General features: G+C 75.9%; 15 protein-coding genes. 5 read left to right on the top strand and 10 right to left on the bottom strand.

The window, feature by feature from the left end; genetic code table 11:
- Positions 1 to 81: 81 nt before the first annotated feature.
- Positions 82 to 1,485 carry a glucose-6-phosphate dehydrogenase gene (locus EDF32_RS13200; RefSeq protein ID WP_233565911.1) on the top strand — a complete coding sequence of 468 codons (1,404 nt, stop codon included), beginning with the start codon at positions 82 to 84 and terminating at the stop codon, positions 1,483 to 1,485.
- Positions 1,486 to 1,495: 10 nt separating this feature from the next.
- Here the strand turns inward: EDF32_RS13200 and EDF32_RS13195 are convergent, their stop codons facing one another.
- Positions 1,496 to 1,864 (bottom strand): VOC family protein, encoded by a 369-nt coding sequence (locus EDF32_RS13195; protein ID WP_123309050.1) that lies wholly within the window; start codon positions 1,862 to 1,864, stop codon positions 1,496 to 1,498.
- Between the two features lie 89 nt (positions 1,865 to 1,953).
- Here EDF32_RS13195 and EDF32_RS13190 point away from each other — a divergent pair, with 89 nt between their 5' ends.
- Positions 1,954 to 3,117, top strand: a complete 1,164-nt coding sequence (locus tag EDF32_RS13190) for an alpha/beta hydrolase (protein ID WP_123309019.1) — start codon at positions 1,954 to 1,956, stop codon at positions 3,115 to 3,117.
- A gap of 100 nt (positions 3,118 to 3,217) precedes the next feature.
- Here EDF32_RS13190 and EDF32_RS13185 read toward each other — a convergent pair whose 3' ends face one another.
- The 5 genes from EDF32_RS13185 to EDF32_RS13165 form a co-directional block, all read right to left on the bottom strand.
- Positions 3,218 to 4,528 (bottom strand): FAD-binding protein, encoded by a 1,311-nt coding sequence (locus EDF32_RS13185; RefSeq protein WP_123309018.1) that lies wholly within the window; start codon positions 4,526 to 4,528, stop codon positions 3,218 to 3,220.
- Positions 4,529 to 4,676: 148 nt separating this feature from the next.
- Complete coding sequence (locus tag EDF32_RS13180) at positions 4,677 to 5,684, bottom strand: aldo/keto reductase (RefSeq protein WP_370449993.1); 1,008 nt, start codon at positions 5,682 to 5,684, stop codon at positions 4,677 to 4,679.
- 69 nt (positions 5,685 to 5,753) lie between these two features.
- Positions 5,754 to 6,194, bottom strand: a complete 441-nt coding sequence (locus tag EDF32_RS13175) for a MerR family transcriptional regulator (protein WP_123309016.1) — start codon at positions 6,192 to 6,194, stop codon at positions 5,754 to 5,756.
- Between the two features lie 36 nt (positions 6,195 to 6,230).
- Complete coding sequence (locus EDF32_RS13170) at positions 6,231 to 7,484, bottom strand: DNA glycosylase AlkZ-like family protein (protein ID WP_158614103.1); 1,254 nt, start codon at positions 7,482 to 7,484, stop codon at positions 6,231 to 6,233.
- A gap of 11 nt (positions 7,485 to 7,495) precedes the next feature.
- Complete coding sequence (locus EDF32_RS13165; RefSeq protein ID WP_123309014.1) at positions 7,496 to 8,221, bottom strand: DUF2993 domain-containing protein; 726 nt, start codon at positions 8,219 to 8,221, stop codon at positions 7,496 to 7,498.
- A gap of 67 nt (positions 8,222 to 8,288) precedes the next feature.
- Here EDF32_RS13165 and EDF32_RS13160 point away from each other — a divergent pair, with 67 nt between their 5' ends.
- The 3 genes from EDF32_RS13160 (at position 8,289) to EDF32_RS13150 (ending at position 10,800) form a co-directional block, all read left to right on the top strand.
- Entirely contained in the window at positions 8,289 to 9,065 is a 777-nt protein-coding gene (locus EDF32_RS13160) for an LLM class F420-dependent oxidoreductase (RefSeq protein ID WP_123309013.1), read from the top strand.
- Positions 9,066 to 9,204: 139 nt separating this feature from the next.
- On the top strand, positions 9,205 to 9,972 hold the full coding sequence (locus EDF32_RS13155) for a uracil-DNA glycosylase (protein WP_123309049.1): 768 nt from the start codon (positions 9,205 to 9,207) through the stop codon (positions 9,970 to 9,972).
- A gap of 99 nt (positions 9,973 to 10,071) precedes the next feature.
- Positions 10,072 to 10,800 (top strand): HNH endonuclease family protein, encoded by a 729-nt coding sequence (locus EDF32_RS13150; RefSeq protein WP_370449992.1) that lies wholly within the window; start codon positions 10,072 to 10,074, stop codon positions 10,798 to 10,800.
- A gap of 19 nt (positions 10,801 to 10,819) precedes the next feature.
- Here EDF32_RS13150 and EDF32_RS13145 read toward each other — a convergent pair whose 3' ends face one another.
- The 4 genes from EDF32_RS13145 to EDF32_RS13130 all read right to left on the bottom strand — a co-directional run bounded on the left by EDF32_RS13145 (position 10,820) and on the right by EDF32_RS13130 (position 16,215).
- On the bottom strand, positions 10,820 to 13,975 hold the full coding sequence (locus tag EDF32_RS13145) for an AAA family ATPase (protein WP_123309012.1): 3,156 nt from the start codon (positions 13,973 to 13,975) through the stop codon (positions 10,820 to 10,822).
- Entirely contained in the window at positions 13,975 to 15,210 is a 1,236-nt protein-coding gene (locus tag EDF32_RS13140) for an exonuclease SbcCD subunit D (RefSeq protein WP_123309011.1), read from the bottom strand. The genes EDF32_RS13145 and EDF32_RS13140 overlap by 1 nt, the downstream gene beginning before the upstream one ends.
- A gap of 29 nt (positions 15,211 to 15,239) precedes the next feature.
- A complete protein-coding gene (locus tag EDF32_RS13135; RefSeq protein WP_123309010.1) occupies positions 15,240 to 15,584 on the bottom strand; it encodes an STAS domain-containing protein in 345 nt (114 codons plus the stop codon).
- Positions 15,585 to 15,744: 160 nt separating this feature from the next.
- Complete coding sequence (locus tag EDF32_RS13130; RefSeq protein WP_123309009.1) at positions 15,745 to 16,215, bottom strand: aminoacyl-tRNA deacylase; 471 nt, start codon at positions 16,213 to 16,215, stop codon at positions 15,745 to 15,747.
- Between the last annotated feature and the right edge of the window lie 10 nt (positions 16,216 to 16,225).

Here is a 16,225-nt window from a genome sequence, read left to right as displayed (position 1 = left end):
CGGGGCCTGCCGGGGCGCGTCGGACGCGCGGGGACCGTAGCGTCGGTGGCGGACCCCGTCGTCGGACACCGAGGAGAGAACGTGAGCGGAACGAGCGAACCGACCGACCTGCCGGACTCCCTGTGCCTCGTCCTGCACGGGGCGCGCGGCGACCTCGCGGCGCGCATGGTCCTGCCTGCCCTGTACCTGCTCTACCGGCGAGGGCTCCTGCCGCGCGACTGGACCGTCCTCGGCTCCGGGCGCAAGGAGATCACCGACGACGAGTTCGCCGACCTCGTGCACGACGCCCTCGAGGAGTACTCCGACGAGCCCCTCGACGAGCGCTGGAACGACTTCGCCGACCGGCTCGCCTACGGCAGCGACCCGTCCGACGACGACCCGGGCACGCTCACCGACCGCGTGCGCGACCTGCGCGACCGCGAGGCGCTCGTCGTCCACTACCTGGCCGTGCCGCCGACGACGTTCGCGCCCCTGACGAAGGCCCTCGCCGCGCACGACCTGCTCACCGACGCCCGCGTCGTCTACGAGAAGCCGTTCGGCACGTCGCCCGAGACCTTCGAGGAGCTCGACGCGCTCGTGCACGAGCACCTCGACGAGTCGCAGGTGTACCGGATCGACCACTTCCTCGCGAAGGAGGGCACGCAGAACCTGCACGTGCTGCGGTTCGCCAACGAGATGTTCGCGAGCGTGTGGGACCGCGAGCACGTCGTCCAGGTCCAGGTCGACGTGCCCGAGACGCTCGACGTCGCCGACCGTGCCTCCTTCTACGACGCCACCGGCGCGGCCCTCGACATGCTCGTCACGCACCTGTTCCAGACGGCGGCGGAGGTCGCGCTCGACTCGCCCGGGTCGCTCGACGCCGGCCCGGTCCGCGAGGCGCGCGAGGAAATCTTCCGCCGCTTCCGGCCGCTGGACCCGGAGAACGACGTCGTCCTCGGCCAGTTCGAGGGGTACACGGACATCGACGGGATCGCGGACGACTCGACGACCGACACCTACGTCGCGGCGCGGCTGTGGATCGACAGCGACCGCTGGCGCGGCGTGCCGTTCGTGCTGCGCTCCGGCAAGCGGATGGCGGGCTCCGCGCAGCGGGTGACCCTCCTGCTGCGCTCCCCCGAGGGCCCGGTCGAGGACGCCGGCACGGACGCGGTCAGCGTCTCCGTCAGCGGCGACGGGGTGATCGAGGTGTCCGCGACCGTCAAGACGCCCGGCCCCGACCTGCAGCTCTCGCAGGGCACCGCGAAGCTCTCGCTGGACGACGTCGCAGGCGGCGACCCGATGCCGCCGTACGCCGCCGCGCTGCACGACGTCCTGCGGGGCGACCACCGGGCGTTCACCACGTCCGCCGCGCTGCGCGAGGCGTGGCGGGCGTTCGCACCGCTGCTCGGAGACGCCCGGCCCGCGCCGCAGCCCTACGCGCCGGGGTCGTGGGGGCCCGAGGCCGCCGACGCGCTCGTCGGCGAGCACGGCTGGTGGGTGCGCTGACGCGAGGTCCTCAGCCCGGGATCGGCGGCGCCCAGCCCGGCCGGCGGACCAGGCAGAACGGGTGACCGCCCGGATCGGCGAACACGTCCCCCTCGAGCCGCGTCGCCCCCAGCGCGAGGACCTCGGGGGCGGACGCCGCGACGTCCTCGACCATCACGTCGAGGTGCAGCTGCTGAGGCACGGCCGGGTCGGGCCAGGTCGGCGCGACGTTCCCGGTGGCTCGCTGGAACGCGATCCCGGACGCCTGGTCGCTCGTCGACACGACCACGAAGTCGGCGTCCTCGTAGGTGATCTCCCGGCCCAGCAGCGCGGCCCAGAACACGGCCGAGCCCCGCGGGTCGGGACAGTCGACGATCACGTGGTGCAGCCTGCCGATCATGCTCGCCTCCGGTGCGCGGCCCCGATCCACCTCGTGCGACACGCTACGTTCCGCGAGCGCTCCTCGCCGGGCCCGCCTACCGTCGTGCCATGGAGGCCAGGGGACTCACGCGGTTCGGGCTCTTCCTGCTCGGCACGTCGTTGCTCGCGACCTCCGTGTGGGTCGGGCTGCGGTCCGGCGACGCCCTCGCCCGCAACCACTGGCTGTACCCGGTCCTGCTCGTCGTCGCGTTCACGGTCGGTGGCGTGCTCATCGGCTACCTCCTCGTGCTGCTCTACCGGGACGGCGGCGGACGCGACCCGCAGGCACGCCCCCCGCTCCCCGTCATCCGTCCCCCGCTCGCGCGCTGGAGCCTGGGGGCCGCGTGGACGGTCGTCGCGGTCGCGCTGGTCGGGCTGACCTGGTCGGTCCTGCGGTTCCAGCCCATGGTCGCGACCGCCGACGCGCTCGCGGTCTACGCGCCGAACGACGTCGTCGGGCTCCAGGACGACGAGGACTGGTACGCGTTCGTGCCGCGGGGCGGGGACAGCGGGGGCACGACGGCGCCCGTCGCCGACCGGTCCGGCGACGGCGGGCCCGACGCCGAGCAGGTCGCCGCCACCGGCCTCGCCTACTACCCCGACGAGCGCGTCGACTCGCGCGCCCTCGCACCGCTGCTGCGCCCCGTCGCGGAGGCGGGCTACGTCGTCGTCGTCATGAACGAGCCGCTCGGGGTGGCGTCCACGGACCCCGACCAGGCGCTGCAGGCGTTCGCCGAGTTCCCGCAGGTCACGCGGTGGGTCGTGGCCGGGCACGGCGCGGGCGGGGAGGCCGCGGCGGCCGTCGCGGCACACCACTCCGGCAGCGACGGGCCCGTCCGGGGGCTGCTGCTGCAGGCCTCGAGCCCGACGACGGACGCGTCCGACGCCGACGTGCTCGCCGCGAGCGTGTGGGGGACGCAGGACGGAGTCGTGCCGCCCGCGCGGATCGCGGCGTCCCGGGACCGGCTGCCCGCCGACACCGACTTCGTGCGGATCTTCGGGGCGTCGCACGCCCAGTTCGCCGACTACGGCGCGCAGGGCTCCGACGGGGACCCGACGCTGGACGACAAGGTCGCCAGCGCGCAGATCCGCTCGGCCGACCTCGCGTTCATGGACCGGGTGGCGGTCGCGAAGGAGAAGGCCGGCAAGGACGGGAAGGTCACGGACGGCGAGGGCACGGACGGCACGAGCGACGACGCGGAGAAGAAGGCGACGACGGAAGCCGGTTCCTGACGCCAGCTCCGCCGAGAAGTCGAATTCCGCCCCCGAAGCTCCATTTTCAGGGGCGGAGTTCGACTTCTCGGCGAGCGAGCGGCGGACGGCGGACGGCGGGTCAGGCGCCGGCCAGCAGCGTGTCGACGATGCCCCCGCGGAAGCGCCCCGCCGGGTCGTACCGCTCGACCAGAGCGGCGAAGTCCGCGAACCTCGGGTACCGGCCCGCGACGTCGGCCAGCTCCGCCGGACCGTCGGTGAAGAGCTTCCCCCAGTGCGGGCGCGCGCCGAACGGCGCGAGCGCGGACTCGATCGCCGGCAGCACCGCCTCGACCTCGCGCTGGCGCGGCAGCCACGTAAAGTGGAACCCGACGAACCCCGCGCGGGGATCCGGCTGCTCCCCGGCAGCCACACCCTCGACGAACGCGGTGCTCATCCACAGGTCGTCCGCCGCGATCGTACGGATCTCGGTGATCTGCAGGAGCGGCCGCACGACGTCGGCGATCTTCCGCAGCGCCGCCATCGCCTCGACCGCGTGCCGGCGCGGCACCAGGTACTCGCTCTGCAGCTCCTCGCCGTTCGACGGGGTGAACGCGAGCCGGAAGTGCGGCAGCCGCTCGTTCCACGGCCCCGCCACGCCGAGCTGCTCGGTGCAGGCCGCCGCGTCGACGCCGGGCAGCGGGTGCATCGCGCGGGTCGCCGCCGCCGCGCCCAGGTACGCCGCCGGAAAGGCGACAGCGTCGCTGCCGGGGCGCACCGCCGTCTTGCGCCAGACCTGGTCGACGCCGTCGCCCCAGCCGGTGAACAGGCTCACCGAGGTGGCGCTCGCCGTGATCTCGTCGAGCTGCTCGGCGACGACGTCCCAGCCGAGCCCGAGGTAGACGTCCTGGCGGACGTCGTAGGTGGGCACGACGTCGAGCTCGAGGCGCGTGACGATCCCCAGCGCGCCGAGCCCCACGACCGCGCCCGCGAAGTCGGTGTCGCCGCGCGCGAGGGTACGCACCGCGCCGTCGGCCGTCACGAGCTCGAGACCGCGGACGGCGGCGGCCAGGTTCCGCGTCGTGTCGCCCGAGCCGTGGGTCGCCGTGGCGACGGCTCCGGCGACGGAGATGTGCGGGAGCGACGCCATCGCCCCGAGCGCCACGCCCTGCTCCTGCAGCGCCTGGGACGCCTCGCCGTAGCGCGCGCCGGCGGCGATGCTCGCGGTCCCGCGGGCGACGTCGACCTCGACGGCCGGGCGGCCGTCGTCGAGCGCGTCGACGACGACGTGCACGCCGTCGGTGTCCGCGACCCGGTTGAAGCTGTGGCGCGTTCCGAGCGGCCGGACGCGCGGGCTGGAGGTGACCGTCTCCGCCAGCTCGTCGAGCGTCGTCGGGCGCACGACCCGCGACGAGGAGTAGGTGAGGTTGCGGGCCCAGTTCGACGTCGACATGCCGTCAGCCTGCCACGTCGCGGGGCACCCCGCCGTGACCCGCCGTGACCCGCCGAGAAGTCGAATTCCGCCCCTCGGATCGCCAGATCCGGGGCGGAATTCGACGTCTCGGCGGAACGGACGGGCGGGCGGGCGGGCGGGCGGGCGCCTACTCCTCGATCGGCGACATGTCCGCGTAGCGCTGCCCGACGACGGCCTCGGCCGGCATCGCGTCGGTGATCGCGGCGAGGTCCTCGCCCGTGAGGTGCACGCGCGCCGCCGCGACGTTCTCCTCCAGGTAGGCCACGCGCTTCGTGCCCGGGATCGGGACGACGTCGTCGCCCTGCGCCAGCACCCAGGCGAGCGCGAGCTGGCCCGCCGTGACGCCCTTGGCCTCCGCGATCTCGCGGACCCGGCCCACGAGCGCGAGGTTCGCCTCGAACGCCTCGCCCTGGAAGCGCGGGTTGCTGCGCCGGAAGTCGTCCTCGGCGAAGTCGTCCGGGCTGGTGATCTGGCCGGTGAGGAACCCGCGGCCGAGCGGGGAGTAGGGCACGAGGCCGATGCCGAGCTCCCGGAGCGTCGGCAGCACGCTCGCCTCGACGTCGCGCGACCACAGGGAGTACTCGGTCTGCACGGCGGTGACCGGGTGCACGGCGTGCGCGCGCCGGATGGTCTCGGGCGACGCCTCGGAGAGCCCGATGTGGCGGACCTTGCCCTCGGCGACGAGCTCCGCGAGCGCGCCGACGGTCTCCTCGACGGGCACCTGCGGGTCCATCCGGTGCTGGTAGTACAGGTCCACGTGGTCGGTCCCGAGCCGCTGCAGGCTGCCGTCGATCGAGCGCCGCACGTTCTCCGGGCTGCCGTCGTAGCCGCGCCCACCGTCGGTGGCCGGGACGATCCCGAACTTCGTGGCGAGGACGACGTCGTCGCGGCGGTCGGCGATCGCCCGGCCGACGAGCCGCTCGTTGGTGTGCGGGCCGTACATCTCGGCCGTGTCGAGGAGGGTGACGCCGAGATCGAGCGCGCGGTGGACGGTGCGCACCGACTCGGCGTCGGTGGCCGAGGACTCGCCGCTCGCCGCGCCGTAGAACGCGGACATGCCCATGCAGCCGAGGCCGAGCGCCGAGACCTCGAGCGCGGTGCCGTTCGCTGCGCTGCCGAGGGTGCGGGTGGGGATGCCGGTGGGACCTGTCGAGGTCGTCGTGTCTGTCATGGTTCGAGCCTCGCCCTTCGAGCGCGCTCGAGGTCAAGCGCGCGCGAACCCGACCTCCGACTCGTACAGCGAGATCTTCCCGTCGATCGCCCGCAGGTGCTCCTGCACGCGCTCCAGCTCGACCAGCACCCGGCGCCGGTGCTCGCGCAACAGCTCGAGCCGCTCGGCGGTCGACGCCGCGCCCGCGCGCACGAGCGCGGCGTACTGGCGGATCTCCTCGATCGACATGCCCGTCTCGCGCAGCCGCGTGACCATCCGGAGCCAGTCCAGGTCGCCCGGCGAGTAGCGGCGATGGCCCGACGGCGCCCGCTCGACCGCGCCCAGCATCAGGCCGTCGCGCTCGTAGTAGCGCAGCGTGTGCACGCTCAGGCCGGTCGCGGAGGCGGCCTCGGCGATCGGCAGCGCGCGCCCCTCGGCGGGCGCGGGAGTGGGCGCCGGGGCGTCGGCCGGTGCAGCCGGGGTGGAGGTGGTCATCGGCCCAGTCTCCCACCGGCCCTCCGCCGAGGCGGGTCAGCGCAGCGCGCCCGCGAGCCCGTGATGGGCGGCCATGCGGTCGACCTCCGCCGCGAGCGCCGCACGCACGGACCCTGACGGTGCGCGGTACCACTGCGCGTCGACGACCAGCTCGCGCGCCGACACGGTCGTCTTCCACCGCCCGACGACGATCCCGTCGACCGTCACCGCGTGCAGGTACGGCCCGACGCCGTCGACCGCCGCCCGGCTCTCCAGCGCCAGGGCCGTCCCCGGCCGGTCCCCCGGCGCCGCGCCCAGGCCCTCCAGGACGACTCCGCGGCTCTGGGTGTAGGAGACGACGTACTCGTCGTAGCCCTGCAGGAGGTCGACGACGGGCACCTCCCGGCGGGACGCCCGGCCCGGTCCCGCCTGCCGGGACGGCGCCGCCGTCCACAGCTCCAGGCCGTCGAGCACCCCGGCGCCGGGCCGCGCCGCAGCCGCGCCATGCTCCGCCAGCGCCGCGAGCGCGCGCCGCACCTCCGTCAGCGTGAAGCCCGACCAGGTCGCGAGATCCTTCGCCGTCGCGGGGCCGCGCGCCGCCAGGTACCGCCGGGCGACCTTGGTCAGCGCCCGGTCCCGCGCCCGGCCCGGGACGTCCACCCGCTCGTCGGCGGCGCGCGTCAGGCCGAGCGACTCCCCCGCCCCGGCGGACCCGGGCGCGGGAGGCACGCGCTCGTCGAACGGGGCGTAGGTGTGCCGGCGCCCGCGCACCGGCCCGCTGACGATCGCCCGGTCGAGCTCGGCGCTCATCAGGAGGTACGTCAGGGCGTTGCCCGACGACGGGAACCCGCCCGAGGCGAGCACCTGCGCCGCCTCGGCCCGCGTGACGGGCGCTCCCGCGGCGGCGGTCGCCAGCGCCTCCGCGGCCCGGCCCCGGGTGCGCTCGTCCAGCCCCTCCTGCCGGTACATCCCGCTCGCCGCCCGGTGCACGCGGGGCGCGCTGAGCTCGAGGAGCCCGCGGACGTCGTCCGGCAGCACGAGGTGCCAGGTGGGTCGCAGGACGTGGGTGCGCAGGACCTCGCCGGCGTCGAAGGCCCGCAGCGCCTCCGCGGCCGTCGGGACGGGGCCGCCGCCGGGGCCGCAGCGGCTCGCGAGCCCCCACAGCGACGCCCGGAACTCCTGCGCCTGGACGGCGAGCAGGTGCCCGACGGCGGCCGGCACGTCCGCGGCCCCCGCGCCGCGCAGCCCGTGCCCGGCCAGGCGCGCGACGCGGACCGCCGGGCCGTCGAGACGGTCCGGGTGGCCGGTCACCGGCCCGCCCGTCACGACGCCGCCAGCTCGCCGAGGGCGACGTCCTCGCCCGAGAGCACGACCCGGACGCCGTCGTCCCGCACGGCGACCCGCTCGAGCCGGACGCCGTCCGGCAGGTCGAGCGGGACCCGCAGGCCGTCCAGCCGGTCGGTGACCAGGCCCGCGAGGGCGTCCGGCAGCTGGTCGGGCGAGACCTCGAGCGGGCCGACGCGCACGGACGAGACGCCGACGGCGAGGTGGCCGTCGTCGACCCGCGGCGCGACGGACACCACGACGTCGAGCCCGAAGGTGCTGGTGGTGACCTCGAGGGCGCCGTCGGCGGTCGCGACCTGCAGGTCGGCGCCGGTCGCGTCGCTCACCAGGGTGGTGAGCGACGACGCGGGCAGGACGGCGGAGGCGGTCACGTGACCCGCGCGCCACGGGTCGCGCGTGCCCAGGTCCTGGGCGGCGAAGCGCAGGTCGTCGAGCGTGACGGGGGCCGGGGCGTCGCCCGTCGCCGCGACCGCGGCCGTGCCCGCCGTGCCGGTGACGTCCTCGAGCTCGCCGCGGGCCAGCTGGGTGAGGAACGGGAAGCCGCCGACGTGCACGCCGACGTCCGTGGCGCCGTCGTCCTCCAGCCCGTCCGCGACCCGGCCCGCGACGACCCACGCCGCGGCGCGGTCGACGGCCACGAGGAGCGCGAGCACGACGACGACGCCCACGAGCCAGCCCACGGTGCGTCTCACGCTGCGTCTCACGGGGTCAGCGTAGGTGCGGCGGCGGCCCGGCGGGTGTGCCGGGGCGCGGCGTGCCTACGCTGCACGCATGACGCACCCCATCCGCATCGGAGTCCAGATCCAGCCCCAGCATGCCGACTACCCGCAGATCCGCGACGCCGTGCTGCGCGCGGAGGACGCCGGGGTCGACGTGATCTTCAACTGGGACCACTTCTACCCCTTGTCCGGCGACCCCGAGGGCAAGCACTTCGAGTGCTGGACGATGCTCGGCGCGTGGGCGGAGCAGACCGAGCGCGTCGAGATCGGCGCGCTCGTGACGTGCAACAGCTATCGCAACCCCGAGCTTCTGGCGGACATGGCGCGGACCGTCGACCACCTCTCGGGCGGGCGGCTGATCCTCGGCATCGGCGCCGGCTGGTTCGAGAAGGACTACGAGCAGCTCGGGTACGAGTTCGGCACCGCGGGATCGCGCATCGCCCGGCTCGCCGAGGACCTGCCGCGCATCCGGCGCCGCCTGGCCGCCGGGAACCCCGCGCCGGTGCGTGACATCCCGATCATGATCGGCGGCGGCGGCGAGAAGAAGACGCTGCGCATCGTCGCGGAGCACGCGGACGTCTGGCACTCGTTCGGCGACGCCGAGACGCTCGCGCGCAAGAGCGCGATCCTCGACGAGCACGGCGCGGCGGTCGGCCGGGACACCGCCGCGCTCGTCGAGCGGTCCGTGGGCGTCGGGGCCCCGCCCGAGGAGGTGGCGGACGGCGTCGTCGCGGCCGGCGCGACCCTGCTCACGGTGGGCACCGGCGGACCGGACTACGACCTGGAGCTGCTGAAGAAGTGGATCGCCTGGCGCGACGAGCGCGCCTGACCCCTCCGCCGAGATGTCGAATTCCGCCCCTGGATTCGAAGAATCCGGGGCCGAATTCGACATCTCGGCGGGTGGGCGGACGGCGGGGTGGGCGGACGGCGGGGGTCTGGGTGTGGGCGGGAGGAGGGTGGTCGAGCGGATGGACGACGACGGTGGGGTCGCCGGGCGGTCGGGTGCCGACGCTGCGACCCCCGAGCGCGCAGCGTCCGCGCCGGACCTTCCCGCCCTGGACGCGCTCGTCACGACGTGCCGCGCGTGCCCGCGGCTCGTGGCCTGGCGTGAGAGCGTCGCCCGGGAGAAGCGGGCAGCGTTCCGCGACGAGACCTACTGGGGCCGGCCGGTGCCGGGGTTCGGCGACCCCGCGGCCCCGGTCCTCGTGGTCGGGCTCGCCCCGGCTGCGCACGGCGCCAACCGCACGGGCCGGATGTTCACCGGCGACCGCAGCGGAGACTTCCTCTTCGCGGCCCTGCACCGCACGGGGTTCGCGTCCCAGCCGACCGGCCGGCGGCCCGACGACGGCCTGGTGCTGACCGGCGTCCGGCTCACCGCCCCCGTGCGCTGCGCCCCGCCGGCCAACCGGCCCACGCCCACCGAGCGCCGCACCTGCGGGCCCTTCCTGGGCCGCGAGCTCCAGCTGGTCGCTCCCTCGGTGATCGTCGTGCTCGGCGGGTTCGGCTGGCTCGCGACCCTCTCGACCCTCGCCGAGCAGGGGTGGTCCGTGCCGCGGCCGAGGCCGGTCTTCGGCCACGGCGCCGAGGTGCGGGTCGGCCATCCCGACGGCCGCTCGCTCACCCTGCTCGGGTGCTTCCACGTCTCCCAGCAGAACACCTTCACCGGGCGCCTCACTCCGCCCATGCTCGACTCCGTGCTCCTGCGAGCGGGCGAGCTCGCCGGCATCCGCGCCTGAGCCGACGACGGCCCCCACCGCCCGGGCGACGCGGCCCTCCGTCCACAGGTCGTGCCGGCGGCCCGACGGCGGCCCTGCCGGACGCGGGACGGTCGCCCCGTGCCCCGACGACCCTCCGCCGACCGTGCCCGCCCGCCGGGGCCGGAGCGCACCCTCCCGCACGGGGCGGCGCTGCTCGCCCTGGCCGTCCTCGGCGTGCTCGTCTGGATCACCGCCACCCACCTGGCCGGGCCGGCGGGTCCGGTCTACGGGGTCAGCCGTCCGATGCTCGCCGCCGCCCGCGCGGACCTCGCGGCGCTGCCGGTCCGCGGGTCGGCACCGGGCGACGGGTACGACCGGGACGAGTTCGGCCCCGCGTGGGACGACGTCGACGGCAACGGCTGCGACACCCGCAACGACGTGCTCGCCCGCGATCTGACGGCGACGACCGTCGACGCGGAGGACGCGTGCACCGTGCTCTCGGGCACGCTGGTCGATCCCTACGGCGGCGCGACGATCGCCTTCGAGCGCGGCCCGCACAGCGCCCTCGTCCAGATCGACCACGTCGTGGCGCTGAACGACGCCTGGCGCACCGGGGCGCAGGACCTGAGCGCCGACGCGCGGCGCCGCCTCGCGAACGACCCGGCGAACCTGCTCGCCGTCGACGGGCCGCTCAACCAGGACAAGGGGGCGGAGGACTCGGCCACGTGGCTGCCCCCGAACCGGGGCTTCCGGTGCGCGTACGTGCTGCGGCAGGTGGAGGTCAAGGCCGCCTACGGGCTGTGGGTGACGCCGGAGGAGCACGACGCGATGGCCCACGAGCTCGACGGGTGCCGCGTGGTGGGGTGAGCGGCCCGCCCGCGACCGCTCACGCCCGCACGTGCAGGGTGCTCGCGCCGGACGGCAGCCGCCGCACCTCGATGCGCTCGGCGATCGACTGCTTGAGCGCGTCCACGTGGGAGACGACGCCGATGACCCGGCCGCCGTCGCGCAGGCGTCCCAGCTCGGCGAGCACGGCCTCGAGCGTCTGCGGGTCGAGGCTGCCGAAGCCCTCGTCGACGAACAGCGTCCCGAGGTCCACGCCGCCGGCCTCCGCGGTGACCACGTCGGCCATGCCGAGGGCGAGACAAAGCGAGACGTAGAACGTCTCGCCGCCGGAGAGCGTGCGTGGGTCGCGCGACTGCTCGGTGACGTGGTCCACGACCCGCATGGCGAGGCCCGTGCGGCGGGTGCGGACGTCCTCGCGGGTGTCGCTGCGGACCAGCTCGTACCGGCCGTCGGACATCTCGGCGAGCCGCCCGTTCGCAGCGGCGACGACCTCCTCGAAGCGGCGGACCAGGACGAACGTGGCGAGCGTGAGCGCGTGCGCGTTGTCCCCGGAGGTGCCCGCGGCGAGCGCCGCCATCCGCGAGACCGGTGCCGCCGCGAGGCGGGCGGCCTCCCACGCGCCGATCGCGTCGCGGATCGCCGCGGCGGACGCGGCCGCGCCGGCGAGCCGTACCCGGACGCCCTCGAGCCGGCGGGCGACCGTCCGCGCCACCGACTCCGCCTCCGCGACGACCGCGCGGGCGGCATCCACGTCGGCGCCGGCGTCCTGCGCGAGGGCCGCGATCACAGGCTCGGCGAGCCCCGACTCGACGCGCGCGACCGCGGCGTCATGGGTCCGCACGGTCCGCTCGAGCGCGGCGTGGTCCTCCTCGGGGACGACGGCGTCCATCGCGTGGGCGACCTCGGCGAAGCCCGTGTCCGCGAGCACCCGCTCGACGTCCTCCGCGCACTGCGCGCACGACCGCTCCGCCGCGGCGACCGCGACCGTCGCGGCGGCGAGCTCGTCCAGCGAGCGCGAGCGCTCGCGCAGGGCGTCCTCGACAACGGTCACCGGGTTCGCGGGCGAGCCCGCTCCGGTCCGCCCGGGGCCGACATCCCCGCGAGGGGACTCCTCGCGGCCGGACTCCTCGCGATGGCGCTCCTCCGAGACGTCGTCGAGGATGCGCACCGCCGCGGCGACCTCCCCGGCGACCTGGCCGCGGTCCTGCGCCAGCGCGCGGTCCAGGGCCTCGACCCGGGACCGCTCCGCGGCCAGCGTCGTGGCGAGCTCCCCGACGCGCTCGGTGAGCCGCACGGAGTCCTCGTCGAAGTCCTCGAGCTCGCGCTCGGCGGCGACGTGCGCCTCGACGGCGTCGGTCGCGAGCCGGACGGCGAGCTCGGCGGCGTCCAGCCGCTCCTCGGCATCGACCGCGCCGTGGCCCTCTGCGGTGCGGCGGAGCGCATCGAGCCGTTCCTCGAGCACCTCCACGGCTGATCCCGCGGTGGCGAGCGAGGCCTCCGCGGCGACCCGCGAGCGCTCGGCGCCCTCGACGTCCTCGACGGTGACCGACCCGGTGGGGTCGGCGGGCGCCGGGTGCTCGGGCGAGCCGCAGACCGCGCACGGCGAGCCGTCCTCGAGCGTCGCCGCGATCTCTCCGGCCATGCCAGCGATGCGTGCCCGCCGCGCCGTGCGCTCGGCGTCGACGGCTGCCCCGGCGCGCGCGACCGCGTCCGACCGGGCGGCGCGTGCCGACACGAGCCCGGCCTCCGTCGCCTCGACGCCCTGGGCGGCCTTCAGGACCGCGCGGGCGCGCAGCACCTGCTCCTGGCGGACGCCGAGGGCCGCTGCCTCCTGGGCGGAGGCGTCGCGACGTGCGAGCAGCGCAGCGCGCAGCCCGGGCCGGGCCTCGACCTCGCCGCCCAGCAGGCCGTGCTCGGCGGCGAGCCGCTCGACCTCCTTGCGCGCGTCGGCGAGCTCAGCCTCCCGGCCCGGGATCCGCGCACCGACAGGGCGCAGGGCGGCCAGGCGTGCCGCCGCGTCGGCGACCGCGGACCGGACCGTGAGCAGCTCGGACTCACCGGCGCAGACCACGGACTCCGGCAGGCCGACGCGCGCGAGCCCGCGCCGCTCGGTGGCCGCGGCGAGCTCGCCGCGCGCCCGGCGGGCACGCCGCTCGACCGGTTCGACGACTGCCGCGCGCGCGGCGTCGCGCAGCCGCGCGCGCCCCGCGTCGACGTCGCCGGCCCGGGCGGCGAGCTCCGCACGCTCCGCGACCAGCGCCGCGCGCCGCTCGATCGCGCCCAGCACGGCGCGCTCCGCGTCGAGGCGCTCGCGCGCGGTGAGGAGGACGGCGTTGGCGTCGAGCTCGTCCGCCTCGAGTCCGTCGGCCTCGGCGCGCAGCGCGGAGACGTGCTCGTCGGCGAGCTGCGTCAGCCCGTCGGGCTCGGCCTCGGCGTCCGACCCCGCGGCGTCGCGCACGGCCTGACCCTGCTCGGGCGGCAGGCCGGCGGCGCCCACGAGCTGCTCGGCGGCCCTGCGGACACCGCCGCGGGCGTCCGTGACGGCGCCACGCGCCGCACGGCTCATCTCCGCGAGCTGTGCCTGGACCCGCTCGTAGACCTCGGTGCCGAACACCCGCTGCAGCAGGCCACGCCGGGCCTCGGGATCGGCGCGCAGGAAGCTCGCGAACTCTCCCTGCGGCAGCACCACCGTCTGCACGAACTGGCGGCGGTCGAGCCCGACGGCTCTCTCGATCTCTCCGCCCGCCTCGTCGAGCCGGGCGGAGAGCAGGTCCCCGAGCCCGTCGAGGGCGTCGGCGGTCGCGGCGTCGTCCACGCCCGGCTCGGGGACCGCGGACAGCCGCCACAGCCGCACCCCGGCCTGCTGGGTGGTGGTCCCGGAGCCGCGCTTCTTGGGCCGCTGGTACTCCGGGGTCCGGCGCACCCGATAGACCCCGGAGCCGGTCTCGAACACGAGGTCGACGAACGACTCCTCCTCCGGACCGGCATGGGCGGAGCGCAGCCGCTTCGAGCTCGACGACTCGGAGGCCACCGTGCCGTACAGGGCGAAGACGATCGCGTCGATGAGCGTCGACTTGCCCGCGCCCGTGGGCCCCTCGAGGAGGAAGATCCCGGAGGCACCGAGCTCCGCGAAGTCGATCCGGTGCCGCCCGGGGAACGGCCCGATCGCCTGCAGCGTCAGGGAGTGCAGGTACATCAGGCGCTCCGCTCCGTCGCGAGGGCGCCCTCGAGGGCCGCGCGGAGCACGTCCTGCTCGGCCGACGACGGCGGCGCGCCCGCCACGTGCTCGACGAAGTCCCGCGCGACGGCGAGCGGGTCCGTCGACGCGGCGACGAGGGCGATCCGCTCCCGCTCGACCGGCTGGGCCGGGGCGTGCTTGATCTGGAGAGCGTGGGGGAACCGCGCACGGACCCTGGCGACCAGCTCGGACGGACGGGCCGGGTCGGTGACGACCACCCGGAGCCAGTCGTCGACGTGAGCGTCCCCCGCGGCGCCGAGGATGTCGGCGAGCGGGCCGGTCAGCTCGGCGAGCCTCCGCGGCACCGGCGCGTCGACGAGCGTGACGCGCGCGTCGGCGGGCGCCTCGGTGTCGAGCAGCACCGTGGACTTGTGCTGGTGCATCTCCGAGAAGGAGTACGCGAGCGGCGAGCCGGAGTACCGGGCGAGCGGCGGCGCGGCGCCGTCGGCCTCGTCCCCCGGCGCGCGGCCCGGGACCGTCACGCGCTGGGGCCCGTGCAGGTGGCCGAGCGCCACGTAGTCGAGCCCGCGGCCGGCGAGCACGCCCGCCGGCACCGAGTCGACGCCGCCGACCCGGATGTCCCGCTCGGAGTCCGACGCGACCCCGCCGACGACGAAGGCGTGCGCCATGACCACGGCGCGCGCGTCGGCCGGTCCGCGCCGGGCGAGGCCGCCGCCGCGGCGGCCGCGCAGGTCTGCCGAGACCCGGTCCAGCGCTGCGGACGCGACCGCGTCGTGCGAGCGGGGCAGCGGCGCTGCCGCGTCGTCCGCCAGCGCCACCCGGCAGGCGTCCGGGTCGAGGTAGGGCAGCGCGTAGACCAGCACGGAGGGCCCGTCGCCGCGGGCGGGGACCTCGACGGGCGTGCCGACGCCGGCGACCCGGGCGCGGATGTGGACGCCCTCGCGCATGAGAGCCGCACCGAAGCCGAGGCGCACCGCCGAGTCGTGGTTGCCGGGCGTCAGGACGACGGCGCTGCGCTCCGCGAGCCGGCGCACCGACTCCGACAGGAGCGTGACCGCCTCGACGGGCGGCAGCGCGCGGTCGTAGACGTCGCCCGCGACGAGCACCGCGTCGACGCGCTCCGCCGCAGCCAGCTCGACGAGGTGGTCGAGGTGCGCCGCCTGGTGGTCCAGCAGGTCCACCCCGTGCAGGCCGCGGCCCAGGTGCCAGTCGGACGTGTGGAGGATGCGCATGCGTCGAACCTAGCGGCAGCCTCCGACAGTCAGCGGGCGGCGCTCCCTGCGGTCCGGACCACCGGGATCGTGTCGGCCATGCCGATCATCTCGAGGACCCGCAGGACCTCGGGGCCCGGGTCGCGCAGCGTGACGGGCGTGCCCGCCTCCTTGCCGAGCATGTACCCCTGCAGGACGAACGCGAGACCGGAGGAGTCGATGAAGGTCACCCGGGCGACGTCGAACACCACGGGCCCCTCGTGGGAGGCGAGATAGGTCATCGCCTCGCTCGCGGCGGCGCGGAGGGCGGCGTCGACGGCGCCCCACATGGTCACTACGGTCTCGCCGTCGATCGTCGATGTCTCGATACCGCCCTCGAGCGGCTGATCAGTCATGGCTGAGTCGTGCTCCATTCAAATTCCCGGGGAGTCCCGGTGGGTCGGGTCAAAAGTTTTCCATCTCGAGGGGTGACACGCAAGGCTCTGCCGGCGCTCACGCCGTCGGGCGCGTCGCCGCGGGCTCTCGCGGCGGCCTCGGCGGGGAGGGCCGTCGGGGTCAGGCGGGATCGGTCACGTCCGCGACCGTGGCGCCCAGCACGCGCACGAGATCGTCGTTGTCGACGCTCACACCGACACCGTGCGCACCGCCTCCGAGCGAGACCGTGCGCCGCGGCGCAGCGGCCCGCTCGTCGGCCACGACGGGCCACGCGCGCAGCGCACCGAACGGCGTGATGGTGCCGCGCTCGTAGCCGGTGACGTCGCGAGCAACCGCCGCGTCCGGCATCGAGAGGCGGGTGACGCCGAGCAGCGCGCGCAGCCTGGGCCACGCGATGGTCCGGTCCCCCGGGACCAGCACGAGCAGGAAGTCGTCCTCGCCGCGGCGCACGACGAGCGTCTTGAGCAGGTCTCCCGCCCCCACCCCGCGAGCCCGGGCAGCCTCTGCCAGGGAGCCGGCCGGCTCGTGCCGGGTCACCGTGTAGCCGATGCCCGTGGCGTCGAGGGCGTCGGTGACGCGGCGTTCGCTCATGGGACCACCG

Source organism: Cellulomonas sp. PhB143, assembly GCF_003752595.1.
Classification (GTDB): Bacteria; Actinomycetota; Actinomycetes; order Actinomycetales; family Cellulomonadaceae; genus Paraoerskovia.
This window is presented reverse-complemented; position numbering and strand designations above follow the sequence as displayed.

Excerpts from the sequence above, each read along its gene's own strand:
- EDF32_RS13185 (WP_123309018.1), bottom strand. The coding sequence starts at position 4,528 with ATGTCGACGTCGAACTGGGCCCGCAACCTCACCTACTCCTCGTCGCGG.
- EDF32_RS13135 (WP_123309010.1), bottom strand. The coding sequence starts at position 15,584 with ATGACTGATCAGCCGCTCGAGGGCGGTATCGAGACATCGACGATCGAC.
- EDF32_RS13160 (WP_123309013.1), top strand. The coding sequence starts at position 8,289 with ATGACGCACCCCATCCGCATCGGAGTCCAGATCCAGCCCCAGCATGCC.
- EDF32_RS13195 (WP_123309050.1), bottom strand. The coding sequence starts at position 1,864 with ATGATCGGCAGGCTGCACCACGTGATCGTCGACTGTCCCGACCCGCGG.
- EDF32_RS13155 (WP_123309049.1), top strand. The coding sequence starts at position 9,205 with ATGGACGACGACGGTGGGGTCGCCGGGCGGTCGGGTGCCGACGCTGCG.
- EDF32_RS13130 (WP_123309009.1), bottom strand. The coding sequence starts at position 16,215 with ATGAGCGAACGCCGCGTCACCGACGCCCTCGACGCCACGGGCATCGGC.
- EDF32_RS13190 (WP_123309019.1), top strand. The coding sequence starts at position 1,954 with ATGGAGGCCAGGGGACTCACGCGGTTCGGGCTCTTCCTGCTCGGCACG.
- EDF32_RS13140 (WP_123309011.1), bottom strand. The coding sequence starts at position 15,210 with ATGCGCATCCTCCACACGTCCGACTGGCACCTGGGCCGCGGCCTGCAC.
- EDF32_RS13175 (WP_123309016.1), bottom strand. The coding sequence starts at position 6,194 with ATGACCACCTCCACCCCGGCTGCACCGGCCGACGCCCCGGCGCCCACT.
- EDF32_RS13145 (WP_123309012.1), bottom strand. The coding sequence starts at position 13,975 with ATGTACCTGCACTCCCTGACGCTGCAGGCGATCGGGCCGTTCCCCGGG.